The sequence below is a fragment of the Mesorhizobium ciceri biovar biserrulae genome (assembly GCF_001618845.1).
Lineage (GTDB): Bacteria > Pseudomonadota > Alphaproteobacteria > Rhizobiales > Rhizobiaceae > Mesorhizobium > Mesorhizobium ciceri.
In genome coordinates, this window is sequence record NZ_CP015064.1 from 1,655,657 (window position 1) to 1,678,696 (window position 23,040).

The 23,040-nt window shown below is 63.6% G+C and carries 19 protein-coding genes, 1 pseudogene and 1 riboswitch; of the genes and pseudogenes, 13 read left to right on the plus strand and 7 right to left on the minus strand.

Features of this window, described 5'->3' with window-relative positions:
* Positions 1-2 precede the first annotated feature (2 nt).
* The 3 genes from A4R29_RS07345 to A4R29_RS07355 are packed head-to-tail and all read left to right on the plus strand — an operon-like array spanning position 3 to position 3,768.
* The gene (locus tag A4R29_RS07345; RefSeq protein ID WP_063171603.1) at positions 3-1,961 is read left to right on the plus strand and encodes a sensor histidine kinase; all 1,959 of its coding nucleotides are present in this window, start codon (positions 3-5) and stop codon (positions 1,959-1,961) included.
* The gene (locus A4R29_RS07350; RefSeq protein WP_063171604.1) at positions 1,958-3,349 is read left to right on the plus strand and encodes a sigma-54-dependent transcriptional regulator; all 1,392 of its coding nucleotides are present in this window, start codon (positions 1,958-1,960) and stop codon (positions 3,347-3,349) included. The genes A4R29_RS07345 and A4R29_RS07350 overlap by 4 nt, the downstream gene beginning before the upstream one ends.
* Positions 3,346-3,768: a GNAT family N-acetyltransferase gene (locus A4R29_RS07355; protein WP_024502569.1), complete on the plus strand. Its 423-nt coding sequence runs from the start codon at positions 3,346-3,348 to the stop codon at positions 3,766-3,768. Before A4R29_RS07350 ends, A4R29_RS07355 begins: the two co-directional genes overlap by 4 nt.
* Here A4R29_RS07355 and A4R29_RS07360 read toward each other — a convergent pair.
* Positions 3,765-4,880, minus strand: a complete 1,116-nt coding sequence (locus A4R29_RS07360; RefSeq protein WP_063173612.1) for an anhydro-N-acetylmuramic acid kinase — start codon at positions 4,878-4,880, stop codon at positions 3,765-3,767. The genes A4R29_RS07355 and A4R29_RS07360 overlap by 4 nt on opposite strands.
* Positions 4,881-5,235: 355 nt before the next feature.
* On the opposite strand from A4R29_RS07360, the gene A4R29_RS07365 reads away from it, so the two are divergent.
* The 4 genes from A4R29_RS07365 (at position 5,236) to cuyB (ending at position 9,125) form a co-directional block, all read left to right on the plus strand.
* Positions 5,236-5,925, plus strand: a complete 690-nt coding sequence (locus A4R29_RS07365) for an SDR family NAD(P)-dependent oxidoreductase (RefSeq protein ID WP_013532934.1) — start codon at positions 5,236-5,238, stop codon at positions 5,923-5,925.
* A gap of 205 nt (positions 5,926-6,130) precedes the next feature.
* Positions 6,131-6,970 (plus strand): substrate-binding periplasmic protein, encoded by an 840-nt coding sequence (locus A4R29_RS07370; protein ID WP_063171605.1) that lies wholly within the window; start codon positions 6,131-6,133, stop codon positions 6,968-6,970.
* 2 nt (positions 6,971-6,972) lie between these two features.
* Complete coding sequence (locus tag A4R29_RS07375) at positions 6,973-8,334, plus strand: dicarboxylate/amino acid:cation symporter (protein ID WP_063171606.1); 1,362 nt, start codon at positions 6,973-6,975, stop codon at positions 8,332-8,334.
* Complete coding sequence (gene cuyB / locus A4R29_RS07380) at positions 8,331-9,125, plus strand: cysteate racemase (protein WP_063171607.1); 795 nt, start codon at positions 8,331-8,333, stop codon at positions 9,123-9,125. Before A4R29_RS07375 ends, cuyB begins: the two co-directional genes overlap by 4 nt.
* 6 nt (positions 9,126-9,131) lie before the next feature.
* On the opposite strand, the gene A4R29_RS07385 is transcribed toward cuyB, so the two are convergent.
* Positions 9,132-10,487 carry a glutamine synthetase family protein gene (locus A4R29_RS07385; protein WP_063171608.1) on the minus strand — a complete coding sequence of 452 codons (1,356 nt, stop codon included), beginning with the start codon at positions 10,485-10,487 and terminating at the stop codon, positions 9,132-9,134.
* Between the two features lie 483 nt (positions 10,488-10,970).
* Here A4R29_RS07385 and ftsZ point away from each other — a divergent pair, with 483 nt between their 5' ends.
* A complete protein-coding gene (ftsZ, locus tag A4R29_RS07390) occupies positions 10,971-12,005 on the plus strand; it encodes a cell division protein FtsZ (protein WP_013532929.1) in 1,035 nt (344 codons plus the stop codon).
* Between the two features lie 57 nt (positions 12,006-12,062).
* Here ftsZ and fba read toward each other — a convergent pair whose 3' ends face one another.
* From fba to A4R29_RS07405, 3 genes are all read right to left on the minus strand, one after another.
* Positions 12,063-13,127: a class II fructose-bisphosphate aldolase gene (fba, locus tag A4R29_RS07395; protein ID WP_013532928.1), complete on the minus strand. Its 1,065-nt coding sequence runs from the start codon at positions 13,125-13,127 to the stop codon at positions 12,063-12,065.
* Between the two features lie 164 nt (positions 13,128-13,291).
* Positions 13,292-13,765, minus strand: coding sequence for a 6,7-dimethyl-8-ribityllumazine synthase (locus A4R29_RS07400; RefSeq protein ID WP_063167604.1), 474 nt, complete (start codon positions 13,763-13,765; stop codon positions 13,292-13,294).
* A gap of 77 nt (positions 13,766-13,842) precedes the next feature.
* A riboswitch (FMN riboswitch) is annotated at positions 13,843-14,057 on the minus strand.
* A 66-nt stretch (positions 14,058-14,123) separates the two neighbouring features.
* The gene (locus A4R29_RS07405; RefSeq protein ID WP_063171609.1) at positions 14,124-15,293 is read right to left on the minus strand and encodes an MFS transporter; all 1,170 of its coding nucleotides are present in this window, start codon (positions 15,291-15,293) and stop codon (positions 14,124-14,126) included.
* A 49-nt stretch (positions 15,294-15,342) separates the two neighbouring features.
* Between A4R29_RS07405 and A4R29_RS07410 the strand changes: the two genes are divergently transcribed.
* A complete protein-coding gene (locus A4R29_RS07410) occupies positions 15,343-15,882 on the plus strand; it encodes an Lrp/AsnC family transcriptional regulator (protein WP_013532925.1) in 540 nt (179 codons plus the stop codon).
* A gap of 10 nt (positions 15,883-15,892) precedes the next feature.
* On the opposite strand, the gene mtnA is transcribed toward A4R29_RS07410, so the two are convergent.
* Together mtnA and mtnK are read right to left on the minus strand one after the other, a co-directional pair.
* Positions 15,893-16,987: an S-methyl-5-thioribose-1-phosphate isomerase gene (gene mtnA, locus A4R29_RS07415; RefSeq protein WP_063171610.1), complete on the minus strand. Its 1,095-nt coding sequence runs from the start codon at positions 16,985-16,987 to the stop codon at positions 15,893-15,895.
* A complete protein-coding gene (mtnK, locus tag A4R29_RS07420) occupies positions 16,984-18,258 on the minus strand; it encodes an S-methyl-5-thioribose kinase (RefSeq protein WP_063171611.1) in 1,275 nt (424 codons plus the stop codon). The genes mtnA and mtnK overlap by 4 nt, the downstream gene beginning before the upstream one ends.
* Before the next feature lie 135 nt (positions 18,259-18,393).
* On the opposite strand from mtnK, the gene A4R29_RS07425 reads away from it, so the two are divergent.
* The 4 genes and pseudogenes from A4R29_RS07425 (at position 18,394) to A4R29_RS07440 (ending at position 23,031) form a co-directional block, all read left to right on the plus strand.
* On the plus strand, positions 18,394-19,905 hold the full coding sequence (locus A4R29_RS07425; protein WP_063171612.1) for a sugar ABC transporter ATP-binding protein: 1,512 nt from the start codon (positions 18,394-18,396) through the stop codon (positions 19,903-19,905).
* Positions 19,906-19,984: 79 nt separating this feature from the next.
* Positions 19,985-20,980 carry an ABC transporter permease gene (locus tag A4R29_RS07430; protein ID WP_013532921.1) on the plus strand — a complete coding sequence of 332 codons (996 nt, stop codon included), beginning with the start codon at positions 19,985-19,987 and terminating at the stop codon, positions 20,978-20,980.
* A 51-nt stretch (positions 20,981-21,031) separates the two neighbouring features.
* A complete protein-coding gene (locus tag A4R29_RS07435; RefSeq protein WP_063173613.1) occupies positions 21,032-22,084 on the plus strand; it encodes a substrate-binding domain-containing protein in 1,053 nt (350 codons plus the stop codon).
* A gap of 101 nt (positions 22,085-22,185) precedes the next feature.
* Positions 22,186-23,031 (plus strand): annotated as a pseudogene (locus tag A4R29_RS07440) (acyl-CoA thioester hydrolase/BAAT C-terminal domain-containing protein).
* Positions 23,032-23,040: the final 9 nt, after the last annotated feature.

The following is a 23,040-nucleotide window of genomic DNA, read 5'->3' on the forward strand; positions in this document are numbered from 1 at the left end:
TTGTGCGGATTTCCGCACAAGTGGCGTTTGCCTGGGCGGATTTTCGCATTACACTGACCGGAAAGCCGCGAAGAAAAGGGAGAGGGCAGACGCCGCAGGCAGGCACCGATAGCGAATCCCAAGGGTTTGCCGGCCGTGAGTTGCTGCGCGAGGCGGTGGCCCGGCTGCGCGATGGCCGCTGGCTTGCCGTGGTCGCAGCCCTTGCCGTCCTGGCTGGCGCGATCGCCATCGCCGGGCGCATCGCCTCCGGCCAGGCGGCCGACAATCTGCGCGACACAGCACTTGCCGCTCTGCCGCTGGCGGCGGGAACGCTGACCGGCGAAATCGAAAAGCAGCGCCTGGTTCCCTTGGTGCTGGCCCGCGACGATGCTGTGCGGGGCGCGCTGCGCCGGGCCGGGAAGATGCAAGAAGCGGCCCTCAACGACAAGCTCAAGGCGATTGCCGGCGATGCCTCGGCCTCCGCCATCTATGTCATCGATACGGCAGGCATCGCCATATCAGCCAGCAATGCCGGCGAACCGACCAGCTTTGTCGGCATCGACTATAATTTCCGGCACTATTTTCAGGAGGCGATGGCGAAAGGTGCTGCCAGCCAATATGGCCTCGGCACGATCAGCGGACGGCCGGGACTCTACCTTTCGAGCCGCGTCGACGATAACGGCAAGCCGCTTGGCGTTGCGGTGTTGAAGGTCGAGCTCGACGGCGTCGAGGCAAATTGGCGTTCCAGCGGTTTCCTTGTCTTTGTCACCGATGAACGAGGCGTCGTGCTGGCCACCAGCCAGCCCGACTGGCGGTTTCGTGCGCTGGCACCACTGTCGGCCGAGGACGTGGCCGCCGCCCATGAGCAACTGCAATTGGCCGATGCTGCCTTCGAGCCGCTGCCGTTCAGACGCGGCGCCGGCGATGGCCTGGCGACGATCGACAACGCCGGAAAACCACGCCAGTTCGTCGAGGTGGTGCAGGATTTGCCCGGTGCAGTCCCAGGCTGGCGTCTGTGGCTGCTGACGCCCGCCGACGCTGCTCTCTCCTCGGCCGCCAATACGGCGCGCCTGACCACGCTCCTGGGCTTGCTGCTTCTAGGCCTGCTTGCCTACGTGCTGACCCGGCGCCGGCGAACGCGCAGGCTAAGGCAGGAAGCGCTGGCGCGCATGAATGTCGAACTGGAAAGCCGGGTCAGCACGCGAACGGCCGAGCTGACGCGCTCCAACACCGCACTTGCCGGCGAAATCGCCGAGCGCGAGAATGCCGAAGCCAAGGTCCGCCGATTGCGCGACGATCTCGCCCAGGCCAACCGGCTTTCCATCCTCGGCCAGATCGCCGCCGGCGTGGCGCATGAGATCAACCAGCCGGTCGCCGCCATCCGCACCTATGCCGAGAATGCAGGTCGTTTTCTGGACAGCGGCAAGACCGGATCGGCCAGCGGCAATCTGACATCGATCGTTTCGATGACCGAACGCATCGGCGCGATCACCGGCACCTTGCGCACTTTCGCCCGCCGGCCGGGCGTCGCCGCTTCGCCGCTGCCGGTGCGCGAGGCGATCGACGGCGCGCTGTCGCTGCTGTCAGGCCGCATACGCGATTCCGGCGTCACCATCGTCAGGCCGCGCGGCAATGCCTCGCCGGTGGTCATGGCGAGCCGCATCCGGCTGGAGCAGATCCTGGTCAATCTTTTGCAAAATGCATTGGACGCGATGAAGGACCAGCCCGATCCCCGCATCGAGATCGAACTTGCCGAGCGCGACGACAGGGTGCTGATTTCGGTGCGCGACAATGGACCCGGCCTTGGTCCGGAGGCGGCTGGCAATCTGTTCATGCCGTTCCAGACCACCAAGGAGAAGGGGCTTGGCCTGGGGCTGGTGATCTCGCAGGAGATCGCCCAGGAATTGGGCGGCACGCTGCGGCTCGATCCCGGCAATGGCAGCGGCGCATCCTTCACCATCGATTTGAGGCGAATTGAATGACAGACGGATCAGGGCTGGTCGCGCTCGTCGACGACGATGCGGACCTCCTTCACGCCACCACGCAATTGCTCGAGCTTGCCGGCTTCACGGTGGTCGCACTCGACGCCGCCGAGGCAGCACTTGCCGTCGTCGACAGGAATTTCGAGGGCGTCGTCGTCAGCGATATCCGCATGCCGGGCATGAATGGTCTGCAGCTGTTCGATCGCATCAAGGCGATCGATCCGGATATACCGGTGATCCTGGTTACCGGCCATGGCGACGTCGATCTTGCGGTGGCGGCGCTCAAGGACGGCGTCTACGATTTCATCCCGAAACCCTATGCCGGCGATCGCCTTCTCGAGGCGCTGAAACGGGCGAGTGAGAAGCGGCGGCTGGTGATGGAGAACCGGCGGCTGCGCGAAGCCGCGGCACTGGCCGCCGACGGCCTGCCGCTGATCGGCGAGGCACCTTCCATCAAACGGCTGCGCGAGACCTTGCGCCAGATCGCCGACATGGATGTCGACGTGCTGGTCGAGGGAGAGACCGGAACCGGCAAGGAAGTGGTGGCGGACCTCCTGCACCGATGGGGGCGGCGGCGCGCAAAACCCTTCGTCGCGCTGAATTGCGGCGCCCTGCCGGAGACGGTCATCGAAAGCGAGTTGTTCGGCCACGAGGCTGGCGCGTTCACCGGCGCGCAGCGGCGGCGGATTGGCAGCATCGAGCATTCCAGCGGCGGCACGCTGTTTCTCGACGAGATCGAATCCATGCCGCCTGCGCTCCAGGTCAAGCTGCTGCGGGTGCTCGAAACGCGCAGCCTCACGCCGCTTGGCTCGAACGAGATCCGGCGCATCGATCTCAGGGTCGTCGCGGCGACCAAGGTCGATCTCGGGCGGCCGGACCAGCGCGGCGATTTTCGCGAGGATCTGTATTTTCGCCTCAACGTGGTGACGCTGCGCATTCCGCCGCTGCGTGAACGCCACGGCGATATCCCGATGCTGTTCGGGCATTTCCTCGGCAAGGCGGCCGAACGGTTTGGCCGGCCTGTCGCCAAGGTGAATGCAGCCGTCAGCGATCATCTCCAGTCGCATGACTGGCCGGGCAATGTGCGCGAGCTCGCCCATTTCGCCGATCGCGTCGCGCTCGGTCTCGGCCCCGACGAGGAGACGAAAACGGTTCGCGCGCATTCGCCGGAGCCTGCGGCAGCATTGCCCGAACGGGTCGGCCACTATGAGGCGCAACTGATCCGCGATGCGCTACGCGACCATGGCGGCGACGTGCGCGCCGCCATCGACGCGCTCGGCGTGCCGCGCAAGACTTTTTACGACAAGCTCAAGCGCTACGGCATTGCCGCGTCCGAATTTCGCAATGGCGGCGATGCCGATACGCAACCCATCTCGGAAAAGCGATGAACACGACACTGGAAACGACGGCAAATCCCTCGCCGCAAGACCTCACTTTTCTCAGCGAAAGGCTGACGGCGTTTAACGACGGCGATGTCGGCGCGTCCGAAAGGCATGCGCTTGCGGTGTTCGTGCGCGACGACGCCGGCGCGGTCGTCGCCGGCATTTCCGGCTACACCGCCTGGGGATGGCTTTATGTGCAATGGCTCTGGGTGGATGAGCGGCTGCGTGGCCAGCACATGGCCGGCAAGATGCTGGACGCGGCCGAACATGAAGCGGTGGCGCGCGGCTGTCAAAACGCCTGGATCGACACCTTCAATCCGAATGCCGCCAAGGTCTATCAGCGCCAGGGTTATCAGCCCTTTGGAACACTTGCCGACTTCCCCGTCGGCCGCAGCCGCATCTTCCTGCAGAAGAAACTGGCTTAACCGGCGAGTTTTCCGCCCTGCATCGGCCGCGGTGCGCCGGTCGTGCTCGGAAAACTGATCGGCAGCCCGCGCAGCACGCGAACCGCGAGGAAGGCAAAGCATTCCGCCTCCACCGCGTCGCCGCTCCAGCCCAGGCTCTCGGCCTGCACCACCTCGACGCCGGCGCGGCTGGCCAGCATCGCCATCATGGTCGGATTATGGCGACCTCCGCCGCTGACCACGAGTTTCTTCGGCCGGTGCGGCAAGAGGTCGAGCGCCTTTCCGACGGCCGCAGCGGTGAAGGCGGTGAGCAGCGCCGCGCCATCCTCGGCGCTTAGGCCGTCCGCCATCGCCGCGCCGAAGTCGAAACGGTCCAGTGATTTTGGGTAGGCTTTGCTGAGATAAGGGTGCTGCAGCAGCTTTGCCAAGCGCTCCTCGTCCACCTTGCCCGCCCCGCCAAGCGCGCCGTCGCGGTCCATTTCGCCGAGCCCTTTCGACTTGATGAAATCGTTCAGCGGTGCGTTGGCGGGGCCGGTATCGAAGGCAACGACATTGTCGGCACCGTCCCACCAGGTGATGTTGGCGACGCCGCCGAGATTGAGCACCGCCACCTCGCCGCTGGCGCCGGCGCTGCGCATCAGCGCGGTGTGGTAGGCCGCGGCCAAGGGCGCGCCTTGTCCGCCGGCGCGCATGTCGGCCGAACGGAAATCGTAAGCGACCTTGGTGCCCAATAACGCGTGCATCAGTTCACCGTCGCCGAGCTGCCTTGTCTGGCCAAGCCGTCCGACCTGCGGCGCACGATGCAGCACGGTCTGGCCGTGAAAACCGACGACGCCGATGTCGGCCATCGTCATGCCATAGCTCTCGACCAATTCCTTGACCGCCGCCGACTGCGCTCGCGTCAGGGCTTCTTCCGCGGTGCGAAAAATCGCCGGCTCCGGCCCGACAAAGTTCCACGCCTGTGCCTGCGTCAGCGTCTCTTCCAGCAGGGAGCGGATCGACGCGGGATAGGGCATCAGCCGGTAGGTGCCGAAATCCTCGATGCGTTCGCCATCGGTCTTGATCAGCGCGACGTCGATGTTGCCGTCCAGCACCGTGCCGGTCATCAGGCCGACGGCCCAGATTGGTTCCATAGTCGTTTCCTCGTTGAGCATGATCTTTTCCGAAAACCGTTTCCCACTTTTCGGGACCATGCTCCAGTCCCCATCGATGAGATCGCCGATAGCTTTGCGAAGCCTGACGATTCTACCGTCAAAATATCGGTCGGATGAAGGTCCAAGCCTTGCCACTGTCGAAGTGGCGGTCTCGGTGCTGAAGGCCGAACGGCCTTCGTAGCGCCACAGGCGATGCTGGACCGCGCAACGTCGGTTCTGCAGCCGTCTGGCTCAACAACCGCCGAGATGCCACCTCTTGCCTGTCAGCCCCGAAGGCGCGACCTTGCCTGATCTGGCGAACGCTTCCGCCGAAATCCGCAAGGAGTGAAAAATCATGGCATCCGATGTGGCCGTCATTGCAGGCGCCGGCGCTGGTCTGAGCGCCTCGCTTGCGCGCCTTCTCACCCGGGAAGGCTTTCGCGTGGTTCTGGCCGCCCGCAATGTCGAGAAGCTCAGCGCTCTGACCGACGAAACCGGTGCGCTGGCCGTCGAGACGGATGTTGCCGACGTCGCGTCCGTCGCCAGCCTGTTCGACACCGCAGACAAGGCCGGCCCGCTGGCGCTTGCAGTGTTCAACGCCAGCGCGCGCACCCGCGGACCGATCGCCGAGCTCGATGCCGAAGCGGTCAAACAGGCATTGCTGGTCGGCGCCTATGGCGGCTTCCTGGTCGGCCAGCAGGCGGCGCGCCGGCTGCTTGCGCGGGGTTCCGGATCGATCCTGTTCACCGGGGCCACCGCCAGCGTGAAGGGATTTCCCGGCTCAGCCGGCTTCGCTATGCCGAAATTCGGCCTGCGCGGCCTGGCGCAGTCCATGGCCCGCGAGCTCGCTCCGCAGAACATCCACGTCGCCCACTTCATCATCGACGGCCAGATCGAGCCGGCCGGACAGGTGGCCGATCCCGGCCGGCCGGACCGCCGTCTATCGCCGGACGCCATCGCCGAGGCCTATCTTACAACCCATCGCCAGCATCGCAGCGCCTGGAGCTCGGAGCTTGAGCTGCGGCCCTGGGCAGAGACGTTTTGACAGTGCAGCTGATCGCCTAGTGGCAACTGATCGCCTGGCGGGAAGTAACGCGATCCTTCCGCCATTCCTTTTACATTAGGTGATACTAATATTTTGTGGCGCTGAGCTGCTTATCCGATACATAAAAAAGCGCAGTGTAATATATACGTTTGTTTAACGTCGGTTGTGCATCTTGCTGGCTTTCCCGGTCTAATTGAGAACGCGTATGCCGGTTACACGTCGTACACTGCTTGCGGCCGGGAGCGGCGGGTTGCTGATCTCGCAAGCCCAGGCGGCCAACACTCCAGGACAGCAGCCGGAGAACGCCCCAACGCCGATCGCGAGCGGCGATGCCTTGCGCATCGCAATGCCGGTCTTCGCTTCCAATCCGTTCTTCCCGGCCGACGGATCCGGGGACAATGGCATAGACATGGAACTGGCCCACGGCATCGCCGCGGCGCTTGGGGTCGAGCCGGTGTTCGACCGATCCGCCGCAACGTTCGACGATATCGTCAGACAGGTCAGTTCCGGACAGGCCGACATGGCGATTGGCAAGCTCAGCAGGACGCTTCAGCGCGGCCGGTCGATCATCTATTCCCGCCCCTACGCCATGCTGCGGCAAGGGCTGATCGCCAACCGCCTCAACCTGGCGCGTATCGCGCAAGGCAAGCCGCCAGAACAGATTGTCCGTGATTTCTCAGGCGATCTCGGCGTGATCGAGGGCTCTTCCTTCGCCACTTATGCGGCCACGACTTTCCCACATGCGCAAATCCATCGCTTGGCAAGCTGGGATCTGATCATCGATGCGATCCGAAACGGGACGATCGACATGGCCTATCGCGATGATTTCGAGATCAAGAAGCTGATGGTCGACGATCCGTCGATGACAGTCGTAGCGCGCTCCATCACGCTGACCGACAAGGTCGATACGATCGCAGTCGGCGTGCGGCCGGACAATCCGCATCTCGCGGCCTTTGTCGATCTGTATCTCGACCTCGCGCGGGGTCAGCAGATTCTCAACACGGACGAGATCATCGCCCGCTATCGTCTGGGGAGCAAAGCCTGACAATGGCCATCTCCGACGCAGCCGGACCCCTGCCTTTCGATTGGCGCCTCGCGGCAAGGCGTATCTTGCGATCGCCGGTGACGACGATTGCGATGATTGCTGCAGGAATCCTGTGCGGCCTCTACTATCCAGACTTTGCCCATGCGATCAGCCCTGTCGCACAACTCTACCTGAATTTCCTAAAGATGGTCGTCCTGCCCTATTTGGTCTCGTCGGTCATCTTCTCCATCACGGCGATGGTCCAGGACCCGAAATCGGTCCGCTACCTTGGTAAGGTGGGTATGGCCGTGCTGGTCGTGTCGTTCCTGGCCGTGCTGGTGAGCGGCACCTTGTCGCTGATCCTGCAGCCGGGCCAGATCGAGAATCCCCAGTCGCGCATCGAGCTTGGCGAGTTCATCAATTCGCAAGGCAGCGTGTCCACCGATCTCGCCTTCCCGTTCCAGCCGCCGCCCTCCAATGGGGATCCCAGCGGCGGGCATTCGATCCTGCTCGACCTGGTGCCGAACAACGTCTTCAATGCGCTGGCCTCGGGACAGACCATCCAGGTTCTGCTGTTCTGCCTGCTTTTCGGGCTCGCGATGGGGAAGATTCCCCAGCCCTCGTCCATGAGCCTGACGCAGGCGCTCAACGCGGTCTACAGGGCCTGTACGGTGCTGACCAACTGGTTCATCTGGGGGTTGCCCTTTGCAACCTTCATCCTGATCGCGGACCAGACCGCGTCGACCGGAACCAAGCCGCTCACGCTGATGGGCGGTTACCTGCTGGTGATGGGTCTTTCCTGCCTCATATTCGTTGCCGGCGCCTTTGCCATTATCGCCATCCGGTCGCGACGAAGCTACTGGACGACGATCAAGACCTGCCAGCCCCTTCTCATGGTGGCCATCACCACACGCTCTACGGTCGCCTCGCTGCCGTGGGTCATCAACCTTTTGAGCGAGCGCCTGCGGTTCAGCCTGGTGGTCGTGGAACTGCTGGTGCCGCTGCAGGCGGCTTTGCTGCGTACAGGCCCGGCGCTGCTCTACACTTCGGGTGCGCTGTTCATCGCCCAGCTCTACGGCCATCCGCTTGCAGTCCCCGACCTCGTGCTCGTCGGCATCATCTCGGCGCTTCTCGCCCTCACCACCGGCGGCATGGGCAGCCTGCTCATCCTGTCGCAGATGTCCATCGTCTGCGGCTACCTGAAGCTTCCCTTCGAGGCGGCGTTCGCTTTGTTCGTCGCGGTGGATGCGGCCGTGGACACGTTCATGACGCTGGCCAGCGTCTGCACCGTCGCAGCGAGCACGGCAATGATCGCTCCCAGCCACAGGGAGACGACACAGCCTGAAACCGTCTCGGAACAGCTCGAAGCCGAGCCTGCCGGATGATCGACGACACCATCCGTCCCCAGCTCGGCATTATCGGCGGCCTCGGGCCGCTTGCATCGGCTGACTTCTACTTCAAATTGACCCGGATGACCCAGGCGTTCAGAGACAACGAACATGTGCCTGCCGTGATCCTCAGCATACCGCAGCTGCCCGACAGGACCGAAGCCATCCTTGCCGGCCATGACGGCCCGCTGGCGCCTTTGAAAGCGGCGGTCGCGACGCTCAATGCGCTCGGCGTCGCCTGCGTCGCGATGCCGTGCAACACCGCCCATCATTGGTACGACCAACTGGCGGCGAATTCGCGCGCGGAAATCATCCATATCGGCGACGCCGTGGTGGCGGAGACGCGTCGTAGCCTGGAGCGGGGCCGGGTTGCTGTTCTCGCCACCCAGGGCACGCTGGTCTCCGGCTTCTATCAGGACAGGATGTCGGCGGCGGGATTTGAGCTCTGCCTTCCCTCGAACGAATTTCAGGCGTGCGTCGACAGCGCGATCAGCCTCGTCAAGGCGGGTTCGATCGTGGATGCGGCGGTTGAAACCGAGCGCGCGCTCGACATCGCGCAAGCGACCGGCGCCGATGCCGCCCTGCTCGGCTGCACCGAACTGTCGGTGGTGGCCGCCAGCCTCAACGACGTGAATGGATTGGTCGTCATCGACAGCAATGCGGCCCTGGCGCGAGCCTGCCTGACGCGATTAGGGTTCGGTACGCAGGAAGCCCGAGGCCTGCCGACCGTATCGCGGCCGCCAGGACATGATTGGCCGATGCGCGCCAGCTTGGCCGTACTGGCGTAACCCGATCTAGACGCTCTCGAGGTATGTCTCGATCTCGAAATCGCTGACATTGAGCGCGAACGTGTTCAGCTCCTGGCGTTTGCAGGCCACAAAGGAGTCGCGCAGGATGGTTGGAAAAATCTCCGCCACATGCGTCCCGCTCTCGAAGGCGGCGATCGCGGATGCCCAGTCCGGCGGCAGCTTTGCCGGCGGAAGTCCCTGGCCGTCTGTGCCGATCGGATCACCTGGAGACAACTGTCTTTCGATGCCGGTCAGCGCGGCGCCCAATATGGCCGCAAGCACCAGATAGGGATTGGCGTCGGCTCCCGATACGCGGTGCTCGATACGGCGAGCAGCGGTCGGCCCGCCCGGAATGCGGATCGCGACCATGCGGTTCTCATAGCCCCAGGCGACCGCAGTCGGCGCATAGGATCTTGGGCGCAGCCTGCGGTACGAATTGAAGTGCGGCGCGAATACCAGCGTGCTCTCGGCCATTGCCGCAAGCAGGCCACCGACTGCATGGCGCATGGTCTCCGAGCCCTGGTCGGTGCCGTCGTCGAAGACGTTGCGCCCTTCACCGTCGACCAGGCTGAAATGAACGTGAAAGCCGTTGCCCGCCCGGTCGCCATAGGGCTTGGCCATGAAGCAGGCGGCAAAGCCGTGCTTGCGGGCAATGCCCTTCACCGTGCGCTTGAACAACACCGCATCGTCAGCCGCCCGCAACGCGTCCGCGACATGGTTCAGATTGATCTCGAACTGACCGACGCCGTTTTCGGCGATGGCCGTGTCGACGGGAATGCCTTGCGTCCGGCAAGCCTCGTAGACGTCATGGATGAAGGATTCGAAATCGTCGATTTCGTCGATCGACAGCGCCGCGTCGGAATCGAGCCGGCGTCCGGTCACCGGCGAGACAGGGCCGACCGGCCGCTGCGATTGCGGATCGACGAGATAGAATTCGAGTTCCGTTGCCGCGACCGGGGTCAGGCCCAGGGCCTTGTAGCGATCGAGGATGCGGGCCAGCGCCCGTCGCGGGTCGCCGAGATAGGGCGCGCCGCTTTCGTCGGCAAGCCACAGCGGGACAAGTGCCGTCGGATGCGCCGTCCAGGCCACCGGCAGAATGCCGCGCCCGGTCCACTGGCACAGTCCATCGGCATCGCCGGTCGAGAAAACCAGGCTGTTGCCTTCGATGTCTTCGCCCCAGACGTCCAGTCCGATCAGCGAAAAAGGCATGCGCAGCTTGCCTTCCAGCGCCTTTCTTGCCTGCTCGACGGGAATGCGCTTGCCGCGCATGATACCGTTGAGGTCGCACACCGCCGCCCTCAGGCTCTGGATGTCGGTTCTGCTTTCAAGCCAGTTCAAAACGTCCGCAATTGCATCGCTCAATTTAAAACCTCTGGTTTTCGAAGGTGCCGCAGCCTGACCGGCCGCACGTCCCTGGTAAAAATAGCTGGTGAGTTTTAGGAAAACAGACGTGGCTGTCGCCAAGCGCTTTTCCTTATTTTTTCAAGTCACTAGCTGGTATGTCGGGAGGCATTTCAAAACCAATTGCGCGATCTGCGATCGCAACATAGAGGTTGGAGGGCGGAATGCCAAGCACGAGCCGGTAAACCAGCGCGCAGCCGCTATCGGCGGGAGCGGCGAGCTCGCTGCGGTAAGATCCGGCGCACGCAGCGCCCGAGCCACGCTGTGCAAAACGGTCATCACAAATCTTGACCTCGCATGCACTTGCACCTCTGGCCGCTGTCTGGCTTTTTGGGGTACCCATCGCAACGGACTGATTCGCGTCATGCCGCTCGATTGCAATATGCCCAAGGCAGTCTGCGGGTGGGTCGTGAAGCGCGCGCAATTGACGAAGGAGAAACAGGCATGGCCGAGTTCAAGAAGCCCGAAATCTCCGAGATGAGACCCAAGATCACCGTTATCGGCGTCGGCGGCGGCGGCGGCAATGCCGTCAACAACATGATCGCCGAGCAGCTTCAGGGTACCGAATTCATCGCCGCCAACACCGACGCGCAGGCGCTGACCATGTCCAAGGCGACGCGGCTGATCCAGCTTGGCGCTCATGTCACCGAAGGGCTGGGCGCCGGATCGCTTCCCGAGATCGGCCGCGCCGCGGCCGAGGAATCGCTCGACGAGATCATGGACCATCTGGCCGGCACGCATATGTGTTTCGTCACCGCCGGAATGGGCGGCGGCACGGGAACCGGTGCGGCTCCAATCATCGCCCAGGCGGCGCGCAAAGCCGGCATCCTGACGGTTGGCGTCGTCACGAAGCCGTTCACCTTTGAAGGCCGGCGCCGCATGCAGATGGCCGAAGAAGGCATCGAGCGGCTGCGCGAGAGCGCCGACACGGTGATCGTCATCCCGAACCAGAACCTGTTCAGGATCGCCGATGCCAAGACCACCTTCGCCGATGCGTTCGTCATTGCCGACCGGGTGCTCTATGCCGGCGTCAGCTGCATCACCGATCTCATCGTCAAGGAAGGCCTGATCAATCTCGACTTCGCCGATGTCAAATCCGTGATGCGCGACATGGGCCGCGCCATGATGGGCACCGGTGAGGCTTCCGGTGAAGGCCGCGCGATGAAGGCGGCCGAAGCCGCGATCGCCAACCCGCTGCTCGACGAAGTGTCGATGAAAGGCGCCAAGGGCGTGCTGGTCTCGATATCGGGTGGCAGGGACATGACCCTGTTTGAAGTCGACGAGGCCGCCACCCGCATCCGCGAAGAGGTCTACGAGGATGCCGACATCATCGTTGGCGCCATCTTCGACAAGGGCATGGAAGGCCGCTTCAGGGTCTCGGTCGTGGCGACGGGCCTCGACCGTGCTTTTGGCGCCGAGGATGCCGACGCCGGCATCGCGCGCGACCACGCCGGTCAGCCGGCGCGGACGCTTCAATAGTGTTCGGTAAACGGGCAGGGCGCTGCGGCGCTCCTGCCCTCGATACCAGCGTTCAGCTCAGCCGAACTTCGGGTCCAGACTGCCCGACTTGTAGCGCTTGGCCATTTCGGCGACCGGCAGCGGCTTGATCTTCTGCGCGTTGCCGGCGGTGCCGAACTGTTCGAAGCGCTCCTTGCAGAGCTTGCGCATGGCGGCCATGGCCGGTGTCAGATACTTGCGCGGGTCGAACTCGCTCGGGTTCTCGGTCAGCACCTTGCGGATCGCGCCGGTCAGCGCCATGCGGTTGTCGGTGTCGATGTTGATCTTGCGCACGCCGTGCTTGATGCCGCGCTGGATCTCCTCGACCGGCACGCCCCAGGTTGGCTTCATCTGGCCGCCATATTTGTTGATGATCTCCTGCAGGTCCTCGGGCACCGAGGACGAGCCGTGCATGACCAGGTGCATGTTCGGCAGCCGGCGATGGATCTCCTCGATGACGTTCATGGCCAGCACCGCGCCGTCCGGCTTGCGCGAGAATTTGTAGGCGCCATGGCTGGTGCCCATGGCAACCGCCAGCGCATCGACATGGGTGTCCTTGACGAACTCGACCGCCTGTTCGGGATCGGTCAAAAGCTGGTCGTGGCTGATCGCCCCTTCGACGCCGTGGCCGTCTTCCTGCTCGCCGCCGCCGCTTTCCAGCGAGCCGAGCACGCCGATCTCGCCTTCGACGGACACGCCGCCCCAATGCGCCATGTCGACGACGCGCTTGGTGATGCCGGAATTGTAGGCGTAGTCGGCCGGCGTCTTGCCGTCTTCCTTCAGCGATCCGTCCATCATGACGGAGGTGAAGCCGTACTGGATCGCGGTGACGCAGGTGGCTTCGTTGTTGCCATGGTCGAGATGCATGCAGACCGGAATGTCGGGATGGATTTCGACCAGCGCGTCGATCAGCTTGGCCAGCACCACGTCATTGGCATAGGCGCGCGCGCCGCGGCTAGCCTGCAGGATGACCGGCGACTTGGTCTCCTCGGCGGCCTCCATGATGGCGAGGCCCTGTTCCATGTTGTTCATGTTGAAAGCGGGCACGCCATAGCCGTATTCGGCGGCGTGGTCGAGCAATTGTCTCAGTGTTATGCGAGCCACCCAATAGTCTCCCGTATCTGGTTTCAAGCGCAACGTCGCGGGCCGGCCGGTTTGCCGGTCGGCCCTTGATGCTTCTGGCGGGATTTCAAGGGAACCGCAACCTTCGGAGCGCTTCTCGATCGCAATTCTTGTTGCAGGGTTGAAATCCGGCCAGTTTGACGACCTCAGGCCGCGATCAGGTCCCGCGCCGCCAGGAGTTGCACGCAGGCGTTCGCCGCTTCCTTGCCCTTGACGGTGAAGTGCTCGAAGAAGAAGCGGTGGTGCTCGGCGCTGTCGTGGTAGTTGTGCGGGGTGAGCACCGCCGACAGCACCGGCACGCCGGTCGACAGCTGCACGTTCATCATGCCGTCGATGACGGCACTTGCGACGAACTCATGCCGGTAGATGCCGCCATTGACGACAAAGGCTGTGCCGAGGATCGCGGCATAACGGCCGGTCCCGGCCAGGGTCTTGGCATGCAGGGGAATTTCATAGGCGCCGGGCACGTCGAAGATGTCGACGGTGAAGCGCTCGTCTCCCAGAGAGGCCAGTTCAGCTTCGAAGGCCTGTACGCACTGGTCGACGATGTCGGCATGCCAGCGCGCGCGGATAACGGCGATGCGGGTCGTTTCATAGTCTTTATGGGAATGCTGATTCATGGGTCCATCCTTCCGTTTCGAACCAGAATCAGGACGCACGATACGGATTAAGCCCGCAAAAAGCGGGCCGGCTTCCGTTTCGTCCTCTTCCATCCGGACTGTAACCGTCGGCTCCGGAATCACACCGGATCTGCTGACCTTTCCACTAGAGCGCCACGCGTCTCTTGGACGCGTAAAGGACGCTCTAGCACTTAAGAATCCACGCATTGATGCGTGGACCGGAAAGCGCTCGCGGGCTTGGGTAGAAACCCTTACCGCCGGTGGGGACTTTCACCCCGCCCTGAGAACATTAACGGCTTTGTATGAAAGGGCAGGACGCTGCTGTCAACCGTGAGAAGGTTGGGCCAAGCACGTTCGACTACCGCGTGCGCCACGCCGCCGCCGATGCGGCGATCAGCATGAGCAGTGCTGCAACCATCACGCAGACAGCAAAGCCGAAGTTGGAATAAAGCGGCCCGAAGCTGGTGGTGCCGACAAAGACCGCGAGGTAAGTCACCGCACTGTTCAGCCCCATGATCGTGCCGCGCCGCGACGGATCGAGCGCAGACAGGCGCATCACCAGGACGTTCAGGCCGAAATGATTGGCCAGTCCCCAGATTGCCACCATGGTCAGGGTCAGCCCGAAACTGTCGCTCGTCGCCGCCATCGCGACGTAGACCACGGCGACAAGAAGATAGGCAAACGGCATGACGCGCCGCGCACCCAGTCTGTCGATGATGCCGTCGAGCAGAGCAGCCGTCCCGAAGCCTATGCCGTAGGCAAGCGCCGCCAGGCCGTTGGCGCTCACCGGCTGTCCAAGCCCGACATGAAGATGGTCGCCGAGATAGCCATAGACGCCGTAGAACGAAGTCATGAAGGCCGCGCACGCGACCAGCAGCGGCAGGATTCCGGGAATGCCGAGCGCTTCCAGCGGGGCGGGCGCCGGTCCGGCCTTCCTGATGTCGCTGAGCGACGTCGCTGTCAGCCCCATCCATGCAAGGGCCGCAAGCACCGCGACCGCTGCGAAAACGGCGCGCCAATGCACCAGATCGGCAAGCACGGCCGAAAGCGAAACGCCGGCAACCATGCTGAGTGTCCATCCGGTCAGCACGACGCCGATCGTGCCGCTCTCCCTGCCCGGAGGAGCAATGGCCGCCGCGCTGGCATAGATCGCCGGCATGGCGACGCCGGCGGCGATGCCGGCCAGCAGCTGTGCGGCGACCAGCATGATCACCGTGGGTGCCGCGGCGCTGGCGACCAGCGCCAGTGCCAACAGCAGCAGTGCGCCCTGCAGCATTCTGCGAGCACCGAGCCGGTCGATGTAGCGCGCCAGGAACACCGCGCTGGCAGAGGTGCCGAGGCCGAACGCGGCCGCCGCAATCATCACGGCCGGCACGCCGGTCCCGAACGACGAGGCGACAGCCGGTGCAATCGGACCCAGCACCAGCGAGTTCGAGCCGATGACCGCGATGCAGCCCGTCAACAGATAGGCAAGCGCCGGGATCGGGGCTCGGGCAGTCAATGGTGCAAGTTGATCAATGTTCGACATATCGGCATAATGGCCGTATTCTATTCAGCGGAGAACCAGGAATTTCGCCATGGATGAAGAAACAGATGGCATTCTGCAGAACAGGCCAGCGGCCCGCGATCTCGACGCGATAGACCGAAGAATATTAGGTGTCCTGGTCGATGATGCCACGATCAGCTACGCCGAACTCGGCGATCGCGTCGGCTTGTCGCCACCCGCAGCGCATGAGCGGGTCAAACGGCTCCGGCGCAGCGGCGCCATCCGCAACACGGTCACCATCATCGATCCCCGGGCGGTGAAAAAGCCTTTGCTCGCCTTTGTCCATATCGACACCAGGGGCTGGGGAAAGACGCCGGAACTGATGGCGGTCTCGCAATATCCCGAAGTGGAGGAAATCCATACCGTCGCCGGCGACACCTGCATGCTGCTGAAGGTCCGCACCGAAGACACCAGGGCCCTCGAAGGCCTTTTGGCGCGCCTCTACGAAACGCCGGGCGTCACCTCGACGCGCAGCTATGTGGTGCTCTCGACCTATCTGGAGCGGCCGGTGCAGCCGGGTATCACCGAGACTTGGCCGACACCCAAGCACATGGCCGAGCCTCTGTACTAGAAGCGAGCGGCTACGCCCGCTCGGGAAACATCTGCTTCAGGCCCTCGCGCGAGGCCTTGGCGACACCGCGCTCGGTGATCAGGCCGGTCACCAGCCGCGCCGGCGTCACGTCGAAGGCCGGGTTGGCCGCCGGCGTCGTCTCAGGCGAAATGCGCACCTGGGCAATCTCGCCGGCGGCGGTCTTGCCCCAGACCAGCGAGACCTCGTCGGCCGAGCGTTGCTCGATCGGGATCTCGGCCAGACCGTCATGCACCGTCCAGTCGATGGTCGGCGACGGCAATGCGACATAGAACGGCACGTCATTGTCGGCGGCGGCGAGCGCCTTGAGATAGGTGCCAATCTTGTTGCAGACGTCGCCGTCGGCGGTGGTGCGGTCGGTACCGACGATGACCATGTCGATTGCGCCGCGCTGCATCAGATGGCCGCCGGCATTGTCGACGATCAGCGTGTGCGGCACGCCGTGCCCGGCCATCTCCCAGGCGGTCAGCTGGGCGCCCTGGTTGCGCGGCCGCGTCTCGTCGACATAGACATGGACCGGAATGCCGGCTTCTGTGGCCAGGTAGATCGGCGCGGTCGCCGTGCCGTAATCGACCGTCGCCAGCCAGCCGGCATTGCAATGGGTCAGGATGTTGACCGGCTCGCCCTTCTGCTTGCGTGCCGCGATCGCCTTGATGATGGCGAGACCGTTCTCGCCGATGGCGCGATTGAGGCCGACATCCTCGTCGGCGATCTCACTGGCCCGCCGATAGGCGGCTGCGGCGCGCTGTTCCGTTGGCAGCGGCCGCAGGAAGCGCCGCATCTCATCGAGCGCCCAGCGCAGATTGATCGCGGTCGGCCGCGTCTCGTGCAGGGTCTCCCACACGGCGTCGAGCGCTGCATCCGACGCATCGTCGGCCATCTGCATGGCGACGCCATAGGCAGCGGTGACGCCAATGAGAGGCGCGCCACGCACCCACATGTCGCGGATGGCGGTGGCGATGCCGGCAACCGTGCCGATCCTCTCGATGCGGAAATCATGCGGCAGCCAGCGCTGGTCGATGATATCGACCGAACGCCCGTCGTCGCTCAGCCAGATGGTGCGATAGTGGCGGTCGCCGACGTTCAAATGCTGCTCTCCTGTTCGATCAGCGCGGCCAGTTGGTTGACCTCGTCGATGCTGTGGATCTGGCGCCGGTTGACGGCGAGGTGGCGGCCAAATTTCAGCGCCTTTGCTTCACAACTGGCGCGCAGATCCTCGTCGGCAATGGTCTCGAAATCGGCATTGTGAGCGAGACCGAGGATGCGCCGGTGCACTTCGACGCCGGCAAAGCCTAGCAGATCGGTCCAGATCTGGTGCAGCACATGGTCGCGCGCCTGCTCTGAGGCAAGGATGTCGCCCTGGTCCTCGAACAGGCTCTTTTGGTAGAGCATGCCGGTGCGCTCGCTGCGCCATAGATGCGAAAACTCGGCGCGGAACACCGACCAGGTCTCGACCGTCACACCGAGCAGATAGGCGCGCATGGCGTCGCGCTTGCCCTTCTGTTCGTGACCGCGTTGCGAGAAGAAGGACATCCAGAAATTGGCAAGCAGCATGCCGACGTCGAAAGCCATCGGGCCGTAGAAGGCGAACTCCGGATCGATCATCCGGGTCTCCGTGTCGGTGACCATGATCGAACCGGAATGCAGGTCGCCATGCAGCAGCGTTTCGGCATTGGCGGCGAAGATGTGCTTCAGCCGCTGCGCCTCGACCTTGAGGTCGCGGTCGGCGCGCAGTTCGGCGACCAGGCCGTCGAGCTGCGGCGAGGTGTGCCGGTTCATCTTGGCATCGAAATAGGGATCGGAGAACACCAGGTTTTCGGTGATGTCGCAAAGCTCGACATTGTCGGCGAACAGCGCCAGATCGGCCTTGCGGTCCTTGGCGGCCATATGCAGGTCGGAGCCGCGAAACAGCGTGCGGGCCATGAACAGGCCGATATCCCGGGCGATGTTCGGCAGTTGGCGGCCGTCGATCAGGGCACGGCGCAGGATGATATGCGGCGGCGCAAGATATTCCATGATGATCAGCGCCTGGCCTTCATCGAAATAATGGATCGCCGGCACCGAGCCCGGCGCGCGCGCCTCTTGCCTGGTCAGCGCGTGATATTCGAAGAAGGAGCGCTTCAACGGCAGCGGCCAGCTGTCGCCGACCAGGCGGACATAGGGCAGGGCCTGCTTGACCACGGCCGCACCGCTGGCGCCCTCGACGATGAACACCAGGTTGAGATTGCCGTCGCCGACCTCGCGGACCTTCCAGGCGCCGGTGTCCTTGCCGATCTTCGCGCACAGCGCCTCGTTGCCGCCAAGGCGTGCAGCCAGGGTTTCGACCGACAGGGCTTCGAACGGCAATTCTTCAGTCATCGTTATCCTCCCGCATATGCGCTTCCAACATAACGGAGGCGTGGCGGCCGGGCCAAGCTAGGAAGCGATCTGGCAATTGTCAATCGTGTTGACAATTGCCGATACAGCTCATAGCGTCATGTCAGGGAGGAACGCATGGTCGGCAATGCCGTGTTCCGCGTAGAGGGACTGAGGAAATCCTTTGGCCATAACGAGGTGCTTGGCGGCGTCTCGCTGGAACTGTATGCCGGTGAAGTGACCGTGCTGATGGGCGCCAACGGCGCCGGCAAATCCACCCTCGTCAAGATCATCTCTGGTGTCTACGAACGCGGCGGCGGGACGATGGCGCTCGCCGACCAGGATTTCGCGCCGAAAACCCCGGCCGAGGCGATCCGCGCCGGCGTCGTCACCGTGCATCAGAACATCAATGACGGTGTCGTCGCCGATCTCGACGTCGCCACCAACCTGACGCTGGACCGGCTGAGCGGCAGCGGTGCGCCGACCCTGTTCAATCCAATGCGCGTGCGGCGAGAGGCCAAGGCGGTTGCCGACCGCATGGGGCTGGCCATCGATTTGAAGGCGCGGGTGAGTGATCTTTCGCTGGCCGATCGCCAGATGGTGGCGATTGCCCGCGCGCTGGCGCACAAGCCGAAAGTGCTGATCCTCGACGAGCCGACCTCATCGCTCTCCAGCGCCGAGGCTGATCGGCTGTTTGCCCTGATCGACAGGCTGCGCGAGCAAGGCGTGGCCATCCTCTACATCTCGCACCGTATGTCGGACATAAGGCGGCTGGCCGACCGCATCGTCTCCATGCGGGACGGGATCATCTCAGGCATTTTCGACAAGAAACCGCTCGACTATGAAGGCGCGGTCAACGCCATGCTCGGCCGCAAGATCCATCTCGACCGGATTGTTGTCAGGGATTCGGCCAATGCCGTCTTCAAGATAGACGGTCTGCGCATCGCACAAGGCGCACGGCCGATCTCGCTGACGCTCGGCGACGGTGAGGTCGTTGCCATCACCGGCCTCGTCGGCGTCGGCAAGACGGCGCTTGCCGAGACGCTGTTTGGCGTGCGCCAGCCGCTCGCCGGCACAATGACGCTGAACGGCAGGCCTTATGCGCCTGAAACAGCCGGCGAGGCGATCGCCGCCGGCGTGTTCCTCGTCGCCAAGGACCGCGGCGAGAACGGCATCGTCGGCGGCTTCAACATCCAGGAAAATATCAGCCTGCCGTTTCACAAGCGCATGTCACGTTTCGCTGTTCTCAAGCGCCGTCTGGAACGCGCCACGGCGCGTCGGCAGATCGAGGAGCTGGGCATCGTCTGCCGCTCCGAGAAGGATGAGATGTCGGAGCTCTCCGGCGGCAACCAGCAGAAGGTGATGGTCGCCCGCTGGATGGCGCAGGATGCAAGGCTGTTCATTCTGGACGAGCCGTTTCAGGGCGTCGATATTTCCGCCCGGCGCGACATCGCCGCCAAGCTCAGGGCCAGTGCAAACGGACGCGCCACGCTGCTGTTCGTCACCGAACTCGACGAGGCGCTGGAGACCGCCGATCGCATCCTGGTCATGTCGGAACAGACCATCGTCGGCGAGCACCGCAATGCCGATGTCGATCTCGACCGCCTGTTGGCCGAGGTCGCCGGCGGGCCGCTGCACAGTGCCGCCTGAGCGCGGGCGTTAGGAATGGGAATGGAGAGAGCATGGGTTCGGGTTGGGTAAAAACGGCAGCAGCGCGCGGGAACGCCGAATGACATTACGCGACCACGCCATCCGCTACGGATTCATCGTGCTCTTGTTCGGGCTCGTCGCCTATTTCTCGATCGCCGCCGACGGTTTCGTTTCGCCGCAAAGTGCGGTTTTCATCTTCCAGTCGGTCGCCATCACCGGCGTGCTGGCGCTCGGCGTCACCGCCACGCTGGTCGTCGGAGGTTTTGATCTGTCGATCGGCTCGGTCGCCACCTCAGCCATGATGGCGGCCGCCTATGTCATGGTGGTGCTGGAGCAGAACGCCCTTGTCGCGGTCGTCGTCTGCCTGCTCATCGGCGCCATCGTCGGCCTGATCAATGGCTGGCTGATCGTCTACATGCGTGTGCCCGATCTGCTGGCGACGCTCGGCATGATGTTCCTGCTCGTCGGCCTGCAGCGCATTCCAACCGAAGGCCGCTCGATCGCCACCGGCATGACCATGCCTGATGGTTCGGTCGCCAACGGCAAATTCTCCGACGCCTTCCTGGCGCTTGGCCGCCACCGCTTCGACTTCTTCATCCCGAACCTCATTCCAGTGTCGGTGGTGGTGCTGCTCGTGCTCGCCGTGCTGATCTGGTTCTTCCTCGAATACACCCGTTTCGGCCGCATGATGTATGCCGTCGGCAGCAATGAGCGCGCCGCCGAACTCGCCGGCGCGCCTGTCAAGGCATACAAGATCTGGGCTTACGTCATTTCAGGTGTTTTTGCCTCGATCGGGGGCATTTTGCTCGCTGCCCGGCTTGGACGCGGCGACATCGCCTCGGGTAATAATCTGCTGCTCGATGCGGTTGCCGCAGCGCTGATCGGCTACGCGGTGCTGGGTGCCGCCAAGCCGAACGCCTTCGGCACCGCCATCGGCGCGCTGTTCGTCGGCATCTTGCTGCAGGGCCTGACGATGATGAACGCGCCTTACTACACGCAGGATTTCATCAAGGGCGTGGTTCTGGTCGTCGCCCTTGTCTTCACCTTTGCGCTTTCGGGCAGGGGCAGGAGATAGCTTTCGACCGGAACAGGATTTTCGAGTTCAACAAGAGTGGAGGAAAACAAAGTGAGCATTACAAGAAGACTTCTGGGGAAGGTGGCGCTCGGATTGGCCGGCGCAACCATGCTGATGCAGTTTCCGGCTTTTGCCGCGGACAAGCCGACGCCCTTCGACAAGCCCGGCGTCAAGATCGCGCTGGTGCGCTATCTCTCGACCGGCGACTTCTTCCAGGCGTATCTCTCGGGCGTCGAGGCGCAGTCGAAGGCGCTCGGCATCGACCTGCGCGTCCTCGACAGCCGCCAGGATGCGGCTCTTCAGTCCGACATGGTCGATCAGGCCATCGCGCTCGGCGTGCAGGGTATCATCATCCAGCACGGCCTGACGGAATCGATGAAGGACGCCGCGCAGCGTGCGGTCGACGCCGGCATCAAGGTTGTAGCCTTCGACGTCAACGTCGAAAACCCCAAGATCCCGCAGATCGAACAGTCCGACCGCGACCTGGCCCGCCTCGCGCTCGAGCAGGCGGTCAAGGACAATGGCGAGAGCTGGAATGCCGGCTATGTCTATGTTGCCGGCATCGCGCCGCTCGACCGCCGCAACGAGACCTGGGTTGACGTCAAGAAGAAATATGCCGGCATCAAGGAAGTCGCGATGTTCGGCACGCTCGACAATCCGATCGCCAACTCCGTCGCCAACCAGGCGCGTTCGGTGCTGACGGCGCATCCCGACATCAAGGTGATGTTCGCTCCCTATGACGAATTCGCCAAGGGCGTGAAGATCGCTGTCGACGAAGCGGGCTTGAACAAGGGCATCAAGATCTATTCGGCCGACATTTCGACCTCGGACATCGCTGCGATGCGCGAGCCCGACAGCGCCTGGGCCGCGACCGCCGCGACCAACCCGGCCGTCGTCGGCCAGGTCTCGGTGCGTGCGCTGGCGCAGCTGCTGGCCGGTGAAGATCCGGGCCACAACGTCGTCGTGCCGCCGACACTGATCACCCAGAAGGACCTCATCGACAAGGACATCAAGAACATGGAGGACCTGTCGGCCAAGCTGCCGCAGTTCGCCCACGCCGATGTCGCGATGCCGGCCTGGATGCCGAACCCGAACGCCAAGTAACTTTCGCAATCGAAGGCCGCCTGCAGCCGCTTGCTGCAGGCGGCCTTTTTGCTGAATATCTGCAGCCGGCGCCAGGCTCCGGCCCAAGGTTCGGTGCGTATATGGAAGCTCAGGCGGCAATCGAGGAAAACCTGTCCGGCGCCGTCGCCGGAACCTTGTTTCGATGCCCGCAGGCCACCACGGGTGTCGTGGTGCTGGGTGGGTCGAGTGGCCGCGTCGATGTCGGGCGCGCACGGCTCTTTGCAAACGAGGGCTCGTCGGCTTTGGCCCTGCAATGGTTCGGCGGTGAGGGCCAGCCTCCCGGAATATGCGAAATTCCCCTCGAAACCTTCTTCGCGGCAACCGATTGTCTCCTTGAAACAGGATGCCACCGCATCGTCTATGTCGGCACATCCAAGGGTGCCGAGGCCTCACTGCTTGCGGCGGTCCATGACCCGCGCATCGACGCTGTGGTCGCCATCAGCCCGTCATCGGTGATTTGAGGAAATATTGGTGCTGGCCGGGATGGCGTCAGCTGGCCTGAACGATCCTCATGGTCGCTCGACGGAATCCCCCTGCCGTTTGTGCCGACGGATCCAAACTGGACACCAGAATACGTGGATGGCTTGGTATCCTACAGGGGACTCTTCGAACATTGCTTGAAAACCTCCAGGCAGGAAGCGGCTGCGGCGACCATCCCCGTTGAGACCGCATCGGCCGAGATCCTGCTGGTCGCAGGCGGCGACGATGCGCTGTGGCCCTCCCTATGGTTCGCGACAGAGATTGTTCGGCGGCGCAGCGAAGCAGGCAAGATCACACATCTCGTGTCATCGCCGGATGCGGGGCATCGCATTCTCTTGCCTGGCGAGAACACACCACGCTCGACATTGCATGCACATGGCGGCAATGACGAGGCCGAATCACGGTTGGGCAGAATGGCGTGGGAAGGCATCCGAGAACTGCTGTAGCTGCAGATC